This is a genomic window from [Clostridium] hylemonae DSM 15053 (genome assembly GCF_008281175.1).
Taxonomy (GTDB): Bacteria; Bacillota; Clostridia; order Lachnospirales; family Lachnospiraceae; genus Extibacter; species Extibacter hylemonae.
The window spans coordinates 987,340-999,412 of the sequence record NZ_CP036524.1 but is presented as its reverse complement, the minus strand read 5'-3'; the positions used below and the strand labels follow the sequence as shown (position 1 = coordinate 999,412).

Annotated in this window: 14 protein-coding genes; 5 read left to right on the top strand and 9 right to left on the bottom strand. The window is 48.3% G+C overall.

Translation table 11 applies throughout. The features are described 5' to 3' along the window. The first annotated feature begins 126 nt into the window (after positions 1–126). Positions 127–309, top strand: a complete 183-nt coding sequence (locus tag LAJLEIBI_RS04700; protein WP_006441256.1) for a DUF2610 domain-containing protein — start codon at positions 127–129, stop codon at positions 307–309. Positions 310–464: 155 nt separating this feature from the next. On the opposite strand, the gene LAJLEIBI_RS04695 is transcribed toward LAJLEIBI_RS04700, so the two are convergent. Further along, the gene (locus tag LAJLEIBI_RS04695; RefSeq protein WP_006441255.1) at positions 465–1,442 is read right to left on the bottom strand and encodes a dipeptidase; all 978 of its coding nucleotides are present in this window, start codon (positions 1,440–1,442) and stop codon (positions 465–467) included. A 131-nt stretch (positions 1,443–1,573) separates the two neighbouring features. Between LAJLEIBI_RS04695 and LAJLEIBI_RS04690 the strand changes: the two genes are divergently transcribed. Genes LAJLEIBI_RS04690 through LAJLEIBI_RS04680 form a run of 3 tightly spaced genes read left to right on the top strand, consistent with a single transcriptional unit; the run spans position 1,574 to position 2,810 of the window. Continuing rightward, positions 1,574–2,296 carry a gamma-glutamyl-gamma-aminobutyrate hydrolase family protein gene (locus tag LAJLEIBI_RS04690; protein WP_006441254.1) on the top strand — a complete coding sequence of 241 codons (723 nt, stop codon included), beginning with the start codon at positions 1,574–1,576 and terminating at the stop codon, positions 2,294–2,296. 58 nt (positions 2,297–2,354) lie between these two features. Then, the gene (locus LAJLEIBI_RS04685) at positions 2,355–2,537 is read left to right on the top strand and encodes a hypothetical protein (protein ID WP_006441253.1); all 183 of its coding nucleotides are present in this window, start codon (positions 2,355–2,357) and stop codon (positions 2,535–2,537) included. 12 nt (positions 2,538–2,549) lie between these two features. Next, on the top strand, positions 2,550–2,810 hold the full coding sequence (locus LAJLEIBI_RS04680; RefSeq protein ID WP_006441252.1) for a spore coat protein: 261 nt from the start codon (positions 2,550–2,552) through the stop codon (positions 2,808–2,810). Positions 2,811–2,879: 69 nt separating this feature from the next. On the opposite strand, the gene LAJLEIBI_RS04675 is transcribed toward LAJLEIBI_RS04680, so the two are convergent. From LAJLEIBI_RS04675 to LAJLEIBI_RS04640, 8 genes are all read right to left on the bottom strand, one after another. Continuing rightward, a complete protein-coding gene (locus LAJLEIBI_RS04675) occupies positions 2,880–3,470 on the bottom strand; it encodes an HD domain-containing protein (RefSeq protein WP_006441251.1) in 591 nt (196 codons plus the stop codon). A 46-nt stretch (positions 3,471–3,516) separates the two neighbouring features. Then, entirely contained in the window at positions 3,517–4,323 is an 807-nt protein-coding gene (locus tag LAJLEIBI_RS04670; protein ID WP_006441250.1) for an MBL fold metallo-hydrolase, read from the bottom strand. A gap of 138 nt (positions 4,324–4,461) precedes the next feature. Continuing rightward, complete coding sequence (locus tag LAJLEIBI_RS04665) at positions 4,462–6,309, bottom strand: ABC transporter ATP-binding protein (protein WP_040434488.1); 1,848 nt, start codon at positions 6,307–6,309, stop codon at positions 4,462–4,464. A 1-nt stretch (position 6,310) separates the two neighbouring features. Further along, on the bottom strand, positions 6,311–8,668 hold the full coding sequence (locus tag LAJLEIBI_RS04660) for an ABC transporter ATP-binding protein (RefSeq protein ID WP_006441248.1): 2,358 nt from the start codon (positions 8,666–8,668) through the stop codon (positions 6,311–6,313). Positions 8,669–8,689: 21 nt separating this feature from the next. Next, positions 8,690–9,193, bottom strand: coding sequence for a MarR family winged helix-turn-helix transcriptional regulator (locus LAJLEIBI_RS04655; RefSeq protein ID WP_006441247.1), 504 nt, complete (start codon positions 9,191–9,193; stop codon positions 8,690–8,692). A gap of 206 nt (positions 9,194–9,399) precedes the next feature. Then, on the bottom strand, positions 9,400–9,846 hold the full coding sequence (gene dtd, locus LAJLEIBI_RS04650; protein WP_040434485.1) for a D-aminoacyl-tRNA deacylase: 447 nt from the start codon (positions 9,844–9,846) through the stop codon (positions 9,400–9,402). 14 nt (positions 9,847–9,860) lie between these two features. Then, the gene (locus LAJLEIBI_RS04645; protein ID WP_006441244.1) at positions 9,861–10,355 is read right to left on the bottom strand and encodes an HD domain-containing protein; all 495 of its coding nucleotides are present in this window, start codon (positions 10,353–10,355) and stop codon (positions 9,861–9,863) included. Further along, complete coding sequence (locus tag LAJLEIBI_RS04640) at positions 10,348–11,250, bottom strand: DMT family transporter (RefSeq protein WP_006441242.1); 903 nt, start codon at positions 11,248–11,250, stop codon at positions 10,348–10,350. Before LAJLEIBI_RS04640 ends, LAJLEIBI_RS04645 begins: the two co-directional genes overlap by 8 nt. A gap of 165 nt (positions 11,251–11,415) precedes the next feature. Here LAJLEIBI_RS04640 and LAJLEIBI_RS04635 point away from each other — a divergent pair, with 165 nt between their 5' ends. Continuing rightward, on the top strand, positions 11,416–12,066 hold the full coding sequence (locus LAJLEIBI_RS04635; protein WP_040434483.1) for a TMEM164 family acyltransferase: 651 nt from the start codon (positions 11,416–11,418) through the stop codon (positions 12,064–12,066). Positions 12,067–12,073 lie beyond the last annotated feature (7 nt).

The window sequence follows — 12,073 nt, the reverse complement described above, 5'->3', positions numbered from 1 at the left end:
CAATTATTTTTTATTGCATATTGCAATATTTTTTGATGTGTATATTATTTGCATGTTAATCTGTACACTATATGTAACGGCAAATGATCAGGAGGAATTATATTGTTTTCAATAAAAAAATCTGAAATGATTACAAAGACATTTCGTTTACCTGCCGAGACTCTGAAAAAACTGGAAGAGCTTGCGCAAAAAAATAATATATCATTGAACAATCTCATTATTCAGTGCTGTGAGTATGCGCTGGAGAATCTGGAGCCCTGCGCGGAAGAAAAAAGCAGCGGTGAAAATCCTGATGCGAAAAAATCTTAATATTAACATGGCGCCGGCGGACTTACCCGCCCGGCGCCTTTTTGTCCTGCTGAAAGGTTGTGATCCCTTTTCTTCATTTCTCCCCCCGCTGATGTTTTCAGCGCAAAAAGACAGCCCGGTTAACCGGGCTGTCTGGAAATACATACTCACACTATTTACTGTTGTAAATCTCTCAGGCTCTTAAAGACTCTGAGCACATTTCCGCTCCATATCTTATCCAGCTGGTCTTCTCCCAGCCCCTTTTTCTTCAGCGCTTCCCAAAGAAGTTCCATCTGTCCCGCGTCCGGTATATCGAGCGTCTTCATTCCGTCAAAACCGTCAAAATCTGTTCCGATGGCCGGGAACTCGCTGCCCCCCACATCTATCATGTGAAGCACATGCGCGGTCATCTCATCCAGACGCGACTCATCCTGCGTGCCGAGAAACGGTCCATACAGATTAAGACCGGCAATTCCGCCTTCATTTGCCAGCCTCCTTATCATCTCATCCGTCAGATTTCTCGGATGGTCGCAGAGCGCCCTGCAGTTAGAGTGAGAAGCCACGACCGCTCCCGGTGCATACTCCATCACATCTCTGAACGTGCCGTCGGATGCATGGGATACGTCAATTATCATACCTTTATCGTTCATTTTTTCCACAACTTCGATCCCAAACGGCTTCAGCCCCTGCCACATGACGGATGCATCCCGGCTGTTCGGATACCCGATGCAGTTCTCATAATTCCACATGAGCGTGATGAGCCGTACGCCCTGATCATACAGTACATCAAGTCTCTCCAGGTCACCGTTTAGGACTCCCCCCTCTTCCACCGTCAGCACCGCGGATATCTTCCCGGACCGGGCATTTCTGCATATATCATCTGCGGACCTTGCCAGCGCAATGTCGTTTTTATGTATCTCCGTCTGCTCCTTCAGATACGCTGCCATATCCAGAATATGTCTGTAGCAGGCATCGTATCCGCCTTTATCTTTAAAATCATCCAGATAGCCAAAGCAGGCAAAAAATTGTGCCAGCGTACCTGCCTGCCGCATCCGGGGTATCGTAACGTCACAGCTGCCTGTCATAAGGTCGCCTTCTCCCCCCAGATCCATCAGCTTCCAGACCGTGTCGCAGTGCATATCGATCAATTTCATATTTACCGTCTCCTTCACATACGTTCTAATGTAAGATTTTAATATAAGTTTCTATATATCAGTATACTCCAATCGGGAAAAAAATGTAATGATCCCGGTTATATCACCCAAAACATTGAAAAGGAGGGCTTATGAATCCTATTATCGGAATCGTATCCTGTGGTTTTATGAATGAGCGGCAGTTTGTGCCGCAGACTTATATCCATGCAGTGGAGGCATCCGGCGGAACACCGGTCCTGCTGCCGTGCACGTCCCAAGAAGAGACATACGCCGGTTATACAGACATCTGTGACGGCTTTCTGTTCTGCGGAGGCGACGATGTCACCCCCTTCCTGTTCGGGGAAGAACTGCTCACAGACAGAGGACATACAGACTTGAACACGGACAGGTCCCATCTGTCTTTGATGCGGCATATCATAGACTCAAAACTTCCTCTACTTGCAGTCTGCCGCGGAATGCAGATCTTGAATATCGCTTCAGGAGGCACGATATACCAGGATATATCGCTGCGCCCGTCTCCTTCTATCAATCATGTACAGCTGTCTCAGTCAAGAGCAGATGTCAGCCATAAAGTCACCCTTTCTTCCAATAGCCTGCTATATAATATTTGCGGGGAATCCTTATATACCAATACATTTCATCATCAGTGTATCAAAACAGTAGGCGAAGATCTGCGCATAACCGGAATCACGGCCGACGGTATGATAGAAGCAGTGGAATCCGTGACACACCCTTTCCGATTAGGCGTGCAGTGGCATCCCGAATGCATGTATTGTACATCTGCTGCCATGCAGAAACTCTTTCATGAATTCATAAAATTTTCCAGTAATTCCAAAGTCATCCACGTCGTATAATACTGCCGCAGCAGGACATACTAACAAAGAATCAATAGGTATAAAGGAGGAGAATTAAATGTCCGAAATATCAGTTTTAGACTTACAGAATTTACGTCACCTTATCGGCGGTTACGACACATCCCACTGCAAAATGACCGAGTATGCCAATGAAGCAAAAGACCCGGAAGTAAAGAAACTGTTCCAGGATGCTGCCAATTCAGCAATGAAAAACAAACAGGATCTAATGAAATTCTTATAGGAGGAAATCAGCATGTTTGACGACAAAACGATGGTATCAGACGCTTTAGCAGGCGTAAACGGAGAACTTACAAGATTTGGGGAAATGATTTCCCAGACAGAAAACAAAGAGTTAAAACAATGTCTGAAACAGATGCGTAACGAATGCGAAATGTCTCAGGAAAAACTGTATCAGGTGGCGAGAGAAAAAAGTTACTATGTTCCGGCCGCCAAAGCTACACAGCAGGAAGTAGATCACGTTAAATCTGTCTTAACAGGTCTCTCAATGAAATAAACTCAAACCTCTCTTTGCATAAAAGCAGCCGGAACATATCCGGCTGTTTTTCATTTCTCTATATACAATTCATTTCGTGTCTATATTACCCTTTTCCACGTTCGGCTCTATAAACTCGCTCCGGGCATACTCCCACAATTGTTCCGATCCCGTCCGGGTGCATTCATTCCGCTTCATTATCTGCTCCAGCCTGACCTTGTGTTCCCGCCACGCCTTCCCGTCAGCGGCCGCGTTAAGCATCACCGGCTGGATATTGTCCATTGTCCGGGCAAACCGGGCTTCCGGCGTCTTTCGCTCCTCAAACTCCTCCCAGAGACTTTTCATTTTCCTTCCCTGGTCCTCCGGCAAAAGCCCGAAGATTCTCTCGGCTGCTTTCTGCTCCCTTGCTTCCTGCGTTGACTTTGCCTCCTCATCATACGCATATGTATCTCCCGCATCAATCTCTACGATATCATGGATGAGCAGCATGGATATCGTCTTGAGCACATCGATCTCGTCGTTGGCATACTCGCTTAAGAGCAGTGTCATGACCGCCATATGCCATGCATGTTCCGCATCATTTTCCTTCCTCAAACCGTCAGAAAGATAGGTCTGCCTGCCGATAAATTTCTCCTTGTCAATTTCCCTTATAAATTCAAACTGCTGATCCAGCCGATCCATTTTCTCTTCCTCCGTTTTACTTTCTTCATTTTGACCAGACTGCCGTTTACAGCTCTATCGTCATTCCCGTCCCCACCTCACGGACCGGCATGGTCTCATTCATCTTTGCCTTCACGGCAAAGGAGACGCAATGACACGGGTACAGCATTTCAGCATCTGTCTGTCTGAGATATCGTATCGTATCCTCCAGCCTTTCATCGACATTAAAAAGATGAAACCCTCCGATGACGCCGGCGATCCGCCCGCATCTGCATACGTCTTTCGCCTGTTCTATAATATTGCAGATACCGCTGTGTGAACAGCCTGTAACGATAAAGAGCCCTTTTGGGGTCTTAAATACGGCCGCGGAATCTTCCGTCACATGATCCGCTTCCCAGCTGCCACCGTCTCTGCACTGTCCCATACATTTACGCTTCTCAAACGGCAGCCTTTCCTGAATCTCTCCGAGGAACACCATCTCCTCGTCCACCCAGAAAGGCTCCTTCTTCAGGTTAAGGCGGCAGAGACTCCTCATCTCTTTTTCCGTCACGGGTGCGCCGATATTTCCCTCCGGCGCCTTTTTCTCATTAAAGCAGGCCGGATGTGCGATCAGTTCTGTCTCCTTCAGATCAAATTTCTCCTTCAGATAAGCCAGGCCTCCTGTATGATCGTTGTGACCGTGAGACAGGATGATGTGCGTCAGATTTCCCAGGTCTATCCCCATCTTCCGCGCATTATACATAAAAGCATCCGAATATCCGGTGTCAAACAGGATTCTCTTGTCTCCCGACTCGATATAGTATGACAGCGCCGGTTCACCGAGAAAATACTGGTCAATATATGTATTGTTGTCAATCAAAACACGAAGCTTCATTTTGCTTCTCCTTTCACCCGTACTATATTGCAAGTATACGCCAAAAAAATACAGACGTAAATAGGGACAGGGCAAAACCCAAATGGGGACGGAGGTTTTTTAAAAAACCTCCGTCCCCATTTGGGTTTTGCCCTGTCCCTATGCGCTTCTTTCAAACTGTGAATTGTAAAGCTCGGCGTAGAAGCCGTTCTGGGCGAGCAGTTCTTCGTGGTTCCCCTGCTCTATGATATCGCCGTCTTTCATGACGAGAATCAGGTCTGCGTCCCGGATGGTCGACAGCCGGTGTGCGATGATAAAGCTCGTTCTGCCCTTCATCAGGTTATCCATCGCTTTCTGTATCCTGACTTCTGTTCTTGTATCTACGGAGCTTGTCGCTTCGTCAAGAATGAGTATTTTCGGATCTGCAAGGATTGCCCGCGCGATGGTGAGAAGCTGCTTCTGTCCCTGGGACACGTTGCTTGCCTCCTCGTTCAGTTCCATTTCATATCCGTTCGGAAGTGTCTGGACAAACCGGTGTACATGGGCCGCCTTGGCTGCTTCCACCACTTCCTCATGGCTGGCGTCTAATCTTCCGTAGCGGATGTTGTCTTCTATGCTGCCCTTGAACAGCCATGTATCCTGGAGTACCATTCCGAACAGCTGGCGCAGCTCGCTTCTGTTGAAATCGCGGATGTCATGTCCGTCCACCTTGATGGAGCCGCTGTTCACGTCATAAAATCTCATGAGCAGCTTGACCATTGTCGTCTTTCCTGCCCCGGTCGGCCCTACGATCGCGATCTTCTGTCCCGGCTCTATCCTGGCGCTGAAATCGTTGATTATCGTATGGTCCGGATTATACCCGAAGTGTACGTGTTCAAATTCAACCCTTCCGTCCAGACCGTCTACAGAGACCGGATCAGACACGGTCTGGTCTTCTTCCTGTTCTTCGAGGAACGCAAACACACGCTCTGACGCTGCTGCCGTGGACTGCAGCATATTTGCTACCTGTGCCACCTGCTGGATCGGCTGTGTGAAACTGCGCACATACTGGATAAAGGACTGGATATCTCCGACCTCTATCGTCTTCTTGATCGCCAGATATCCGCCAAGAATGGTCACGCCAACATAACCGAGATTCCCGACAAACTGCATCACCGGCATCATCATACCGGAAAGAAACTGTGATTTCCACGCCGACTGGTACAATATTTCATTCGTCTCGTCGAACGTATCGATGACGTCGCCTTCTTTGTTGAATACTTTGACGATATTATGTCCTCCGTACACTTCCTCCACCTGGCCGTTGATATGCCCCAGATATTCCTGCTGATTCTTAAAGTATTTCTGGGAACGCTTCACGATGGCAGAAATAAGTCCCATGGAGATCGGAAGTATGAGCAGCGCTATGAGCGTCATGAGCGGGCTGATGCTGAGCATCATCACAAGCACACCGATGATCGTCGTCACAGAAGTGATGACCTGCGTCGCACTCTGGTTCAGACTCTGCCCGAGTGTATCTATATCGTTCGTTATTCTGGAAAGAATCTCACCGTGTGTCATTTTGTCAAAATAGTTCATCGGCATACGGTTTATCTTCTCTGATATCTCTTTTCTCAGACGGTACGTCATCTTCTGTGATATCCCCGTCATGATGTAGCCCTGGATAAATGAAAAGGCTGCGCTGACCACGTAGAGGCAGAGCACGGTGATGAGTATTTCCGCCACCCTGGTAAAATCAATACCGCTTCCGCCGGACACCTTACCTACCAGTCCGTTAAATATCTCTGTCGTCGCCTTCCCGAGGATCTTAGGTCCCAGAATATTGAATATGGTCCCTCCGATGGCAAATATGAAGACAAAGAATATGGCGATCTTATATTTGCCCATATAGTTCATGAGCTTCTTCATAGTTCCTTTAAAGTCCCGGGCTTTCTCTCCTGCCATCGCCGCGCCGTGGGGACCGCCCATAGGTCCGCGGCGTCTTCCGGTCTGTCCTGTTTCTGCCATATTAGCCCACCTCCTTCATATCTTCACTCAGTTCTTTCTCCGACAGCTGTGAAGACGCGATCTGATAGTATGCGTCACAGTTCTTAAGCAGCTCTTTGTGTGTGCCGATCCCTGCGATCACCCCGTCATCCAGCACAATGATCTGCTCCGCGTGCAGTATCGTGCTGATCCGCTGCGCAACGATGATCACTGTACTCTCCGCCGTCTTTTCTTTCAATGCATTTCTGAGCTTCACATCTGTCTTGTAATCGAGCGCTGAGAAACTGTCGTCAAAAATATATACCTTCGGATGTTTTGCAATTGCCCTCGCGATAGAAAGTCTCTGTTTCTGGCCACCGGAAACATTTGCTCCGCCCTGGGAGATCGGACTTTCGTATTTCTTCTTTTTGTTGTCTATAAATTCCGCCGCCTGAGCAATCTGCGCGGCCTCACGCATTTCTTCCTCACTGCCGCCCGGGTTGCCGTACATGATATTGGAGGCAATATCGCCGGAAAACAGAATACCCTTCTGCGGCACAAAACCGAGCTGTCCGCGAAGCTCATGCTGCGAGATGCTGCGCACATCTTTCCCGTCCACAAGCACCTGTCCCTCCGTCACATCATAGAACCTCGGTATGAGATTTACGAGCGTCGTCTTTCCGCTGCCCGTACTGCCGATAATGGCGGTCGTCTCTCCCGGCTTCGCCGTAAATGTAAGGTTGTGCAGCACATCCTCCTCCGCTCCCGGATACCGGAACGATACATGGTCAAATGTAACCTCCCCTTTGCCGTCCTGCGGAAGTGCTTCCGGATTCTCCGGGTCATGAATGAGCGTGCTGCTTCTGAGCACTTCATCCACACGCACCGCGGATACTGCCGCTCTGGGAAGCATGACAGATATCATGCATATCATCAGGAAGGACATGATGATCTGCATTGTGTACTGGATAAATGCCATCATATCTCCGACCTGCATCGTGCCGTCGTTGACATTGTGCGCTCCGGACCAGACGATGAGTACAGTGATGCCGTTCATGATGAGCATCATCGTCGGCATCATAAATGTCATGGCTCTGTTGACAAACAGATTGACCCTCGTCAGATCCATATTTGCTTTATCAAAACGCTTTTCCTCATACTTTTCTGTACTGAAAGCCCGGATGACCGGAAGGCCGGTCAGGATTTCCCTCGATACAAGGTTCAGACGGTCAACAAGGCTCTGCACTATCTTAAATTTCGGCATAACAACGACAAACAGCGTGACAACAACACAGAGGATCAAACCGACCGCCAGAGCGATGATCCACGACATATCTGCATTTGTGTTAAATACTTTCCATATGCCTCCGACCGCCATGATCGGCGCGTATAAAACCATACGCAGTATCATGACTGACAGCATCTGTATCTGCTGGATGTCGTTCGTGCTTCTCGTGATAAGAGAGGCGGTAGAAAATTTGTCAAACTCTCCGTTGGAGAACCCGACCACCTTCTTAAATACATCTCCGCGGAGCCCGCGCCCTACCGACGCGCCCACTCTTGACGCCAGCAGGCCTACAAGTATGCTTGCAAGCATTCCAAGCGCTGCAAGCGCAAGCATTTTCCCGCCGGTATATAATACATAATGATTCTGTATGTCATCCACGTTTATGCCCAGATTGCCGTATGCTGTTTTAATATAGGACGCGGCTGCCTGTTCCACCATCGTCTCCGGCATGGATACCATGTTCTTCTCGATCTGTGCGACCGCCTCATCTCTCTGCTCTGGTTCCATATTTTCAAACATTTCAAATACAGACATGCTGCCCACATCCGGAAGCTGTGACTTGGCCTGCTCTAATGCCTGCTGCTTCATCTGCTCTTTTGCCTCTTCCGGCAGATTCTGCCCTGCTGTCCGCGCCTCTATCTGCTCATTTACCTGCGCCTCGACCTGGGCCTGCATCTGACTCTGCATCTGGGACTTCATCTCATCCTGCATTTTCTTCGTCATATCACTGCCGGACTCAAAACCGCTTACAAGAAGCATCGGTTTCCCCAGAATCCCGGTAAGCTTCTCAAGCTTCTTTTCGTCATCTCTGACCGATTTTTTCAACGTATATACTTTTCCGTCGTAGTCGTATTCCTTTTTGCTTACTTCATATGCGTCTCTGACGGTATCCTGTCTGTCAGATGCCACAAACAGCAGCAGCTTATCAAGATCCTTTTCTCCGATCTCCTCCGGTATCGTCTCACTGATACCGCCCTGCTGGATACCTACATTTACAATTTCAGAAGTGTAGGTCGGCAGCGACAGATCACAATATGCCTGAACGATGAGCACACATAGAATGGCCAGGACCGCGCCGGCATAAGGTTTTAAAAATTTTAACAGTTTACTCATATAATGCCTTTCCTTTCGTGTTTATATTCTGTCTTTTAATGTAGGACGTGTACGTTCCATGATGAGCGCCATATCCATACCCTTGAATTCTTTGGAATCAAGAAGATTCTCCTGCATCTGGAGCAGAAGCCTCCTCAGCAGCATTTTCTCCTCCTGCGTCATGTTCCGGTAGAGGACTGCCTCCATCTTATCCACCACAGCTCTTATGTCCTCCACACAGTCTTCACCCTTTTCTGTGAGCAATATCCTTATGATCCGCTGGTCTTTTTCGTCCGGTTCTTTTTTAATATAACCACGGTTTTCCATCTTGCGCAGCGCAACTGTCATAGACGGAGGGGTGATCCCTATCTTCTCAGCCAGCTCCCGCTGGGAAAGCTTACCGTTGCAGGACAGCACAAACAGTATTCCCGCCTGGCTCGGCTTCAGATCAAAATCATCCAGACGCTTAAACGCCTGATATTTACTCATATGGATCAAACGATGCAAAATCACATATACCGGTACATTATCCTTATTTTCATTCATTTCGCACCTCCTCCCAGATAATTAGAAATCTAACAAATATATTATTCATATTCACTATAAAAGTCAACATATTTATACTTATTTAATAATTATCTAATATTTTTCACAAATAATTCATTAAAAATCTAATTATGTTCTATATGAGGTCACAAGTCTTGACAAAAATGGGACGCAGTCCTTTCAAAAGACTGCGTCCCATTTTATCCTTACAACTGGTCTGAATCTAATATGATCGTAAACGGTCCGTCGTTTGTGAGGCTTACTTTCATATCTGTCCCGAACCTCCCGTGTTCCACCACTTCCACCTGTTCACTGCACCTGTCTATAATGTATTGATACATTTCCTCCGCCATCTCAGGACCACCCGCTTCGATGAAGCTTGGCCGGTTACCCTTTTTGCAGTTTGCGTACAGCGTAAACTGGGATATGAGCAGCAGCCCGCCGCCGACCGTATCAAGCGACAGATTCGTCTTGCCCTGCTCATCCTCAAAGATACGAAGCCCGAGCATCTTCTTGACCATCTTGTCGGCCGTCTCTTTCGTATCGCTGTCAGACACCCCTATCAGTACCATAAATCCTTTTCCAATCTGTCCGATAACTTCTCCGTCAACTTTTACAGTGCTCTCTGATACTCTCTGTATTACAAATCTCATCTTTTCTTCTCCTTTCACTCTGCCAGAAACATGGTCTTCAATACCGCTTTTCCGCTCTTTGTAACAAAAATGCGCTCCAGTGCGTTTTCCACGGCCTTTTTGTTGATCCCGTCTTCATTTTCAAACAGGTTCACGAGAAAATCAGCTTCTACCAGTATCTGATGATCCATTCCGTCTATGTCCGTATACGTATGATGGCGGCCGACCAGGAAGCAGACGCGCTCTGTCAGTTCTCTGCCGTAACCAAGCCCTGTGAGCATCTTTTCTGCTTCCTCAGGTCCAAGCTCCTCCTGATGCTTCCCGCTGCAGTCCCCGTACAGTTCCTCGCTCCTTCGGATGCCGATATCATGCACTGCTGCCGCCGCTTCCAGTATGTGCTGCGTACGGCTGTCCAGCCCCTCCATCTCCCCGAGCATACGGGAGTATGCATACACTTTCATAAAATGCTGGATACGGTTGGGCTGTCCTGCATAATACTCTGTCATATTCATCAATAATTCATTATCCATACTGCACTTCCTCCTTCTTCTTGTCCGGCAGCTGCGCCAGTACGATGGCCGCAAACATGAGCACGCACCCGACAGACTCTCTCACGGAGAGCGTCTCTCCAAGTATGATCCACCCTGCAAGTACGGAGAAACAAGATTCCAGACTCAGGATCAGAGAGGCAATGGCCGGATTTACATTTTTCTGCCCTATGATCTGTAAGGTGTAGGCCACGCCGCACGACAGGACGCCGGCATAAAGAAGAGGCAGCCAGCCTTCCGCCATATCCGCTGCCTTCGGTGTCTCAAGCGCAAACATCGGCACAAGGGAGGCCGCTCCGCACACAAAGAACTGAATACACGCCATCTTTACCCCTTCTACCCTCGGCGAATAATAATCGATCACAAGAATGTGCACAGAAAATATAAGCGCGCCGAAAAATAACAGCACATCTCCTTTTCCTATGGTAAATGTCTCCGTAATGCATAAAAAATACAGGCCGGTCAATGCTATCAATACTGCTGTCCAAACTTTGATTCCTGTTTTCTTCCTGAGAAAGATTCCGAGCACAGGCACGATCACTATATAAAACGCGGTGATAAAACCGGCCTTTCCCGCAGTCGTATACTGGATCCCAAGCTGCTGCAGACTGCTGGCTGCAAAAAGCAGCAGACCGCACAGTGTGCCGCCGGCGATCAACTCTTTCCTGCTTCCCTTAACCGGCGCCGCACTGCTGTTCTTTTCATTAAATCTCTCCAAAAGAAATATACACGGCAGAAGCGCCGCGCCGCCGATAAAGCTGCGCACCCCGTTAAAAGTAAAAGGCCCGAGGTAATCCATCCCAACGCTTTGGGCAACGAAAGCCGTCCCCCATATAAAGGCCGTCAAAATCAACATGAACGCATTTTTTGGTCTCATCTTCTCTCACTCCGCTTTCGTTCTTTTCATTTTTCTCCTGCAGATATTTCTCCTGCAGACAACAATGGTATTATAGCATAACGCCAGAGAAATTACATCTGTTTTCCCTGACGAAAACGGCGTATAATAATAGACAGGACATATGACTGATCAGAGGTGACTATTTTGATAAAATACATCCGTCTCCATCTCAACCGCATATTTCTCATATGCGGACTTGCAATGGCGGCCAGTGAGATCTGGAAACAGCTTTGTCTGACCTTTATCGTAAACAGCGGCCACTATTACTGGTGGTATTTTCCGTTCCAGCTGTGCAGCATTCCGATGTACATCTGCCTTATTCTGCCGTGGACAACGTCTGTCCGGCTTAGGAAGGTTCTGCTCACCTTCCTCATGGACTTCGGGCTGCTCGGCGGCATTTTTACATTCTTTGACACGAGCGGGCTCCACTACCCTTATCCGCCCCTCACCGTACACTCCTTCGCCTGGCACATCCTTCTCATACTGCTCGGCCTGACCGCCGGACTTGCCGTGGAAGGCGGCTGCACGTGGAGAGATTACGGCAGATGTACCGCCCTCTACGGCGGCGCGTGCATCATAGCTACGATATTAAATATGCTGTTTTACCGCTTCGGCGCGATCAACATGTTCTATATCAGCCCGCACTATTATATGACCCAGGTCATCTTTAAAGATATAGCGGCATCCCTCGGGAACACCGCCGGTATCTTCGTCTATATCGCCGCCATCCTGGCCGGCGCCGCTGTATTTCACATGCTCTGGCGTCTCGCCCGCAGGCACATGAACATTCAGTAAATACTGA

What these genes read in the sequence shown, in the direction of transcription:
- LAJLEIBI_RS04700 (WP_006441256.1), top strand. Translation starts at nt 127, where the DNA reads ATGATTACAAAGACATTTCGTTTACCTGCCGAGACTCTGAAAAAACTG.
- LAJLEIBI_RS04695 (WP_006441255.1), bottom strand. Translation starts at nt 1,442, where the DNA reads ATGAAATTGATCGATATGCACTGCGACACGGTCTGGAAGCTGATGGAT.
- LAJLEIBI_RS04690 (WP_006441254.1), top strand. Translation starts at nt 1,574, where the DNA reads ATGAATCCTATTATCGGAATCGTATCCTGTGGTTTTATGAATGAGCGG.
- LAJLEIBI_RS04685 (WP_006441253.1), top strand. Translation starts at nt 2,355, where the DNA reads ATGTCCGAAATATCAGTTTTAGACTTACAGAATTTACGTCACCTTATC.
- LAJLEIBI_RS04680 (WP_006441252.1), top strand. Translation starts at nt 2,550, where the DNA reads ATGTTTGACGACAAAACGATGGTATCAGACGCTTTAGCAGGCGTAAAC.
- LAJLEIBI_RS04675 (WP_006441251.1), bottom strand. Translation starts at nt 3,470, where the DNA reads ATGGATCGGCTGGATCAGCAGTTTGAATTTATAAGGGAAATTGACAAG.
- LAJLEIBI_RS04670 (WP_006441250.1), bottom strand. Translation starts at nt 4,323, where the DNA reads ATGAAGCTTCGTGTTTTGATTGACAACAATACATATATTGACCAGTAT.
- LAJLEIBI_RS04665 (WP_040434488.1), bottom strand. Translation starts at nt 6,309, where the DNA reads ATGGCAGAAACAGGACAGACCGGAAGACGCCGCGGACCTATGGGCGGT.
- LAJLEIBI_RS04660 (WP_006441248.1), bottom strand. Translation starts at nt 8,668, where the DNA reads ATGAGTAAACTGTTAAAATTTTTAAAACCTTATGCCGGCGCGGTCCTG.
- LAJLEIBI_RS04655 (WP_006441247.1), bottom strand. Translation starts at nt 9,193, where the DNA reads ATGAATGAAAATAAGGATAATGTACCGGTATATGTGATTTTGCATCGT.
- dtd (WP_040434485.1), bottom strand. Translation starts at nt 9,846, where the DNA reads ATGAGATTTGTAATACAGAGAGTATCAGAGAGCACTGTAAAAGTTGAC.
- LAJLEIBI_RS04645 (WP_006441244.1), bottom strand. Translation starts at nt 10,355, where the DNA reads ATGGATAATGAATTATTGATGAATATGACAGAGTATTATGCAGGACAG.
- LAJLEIBI_RS04640 (WP_006441242.1), bottom strand. Translation starts at nt 11,250, where the DNA reads ATGAGACCAAAAAATGCGTTCATGTTGATTTTGACGGCCTTTATATGG.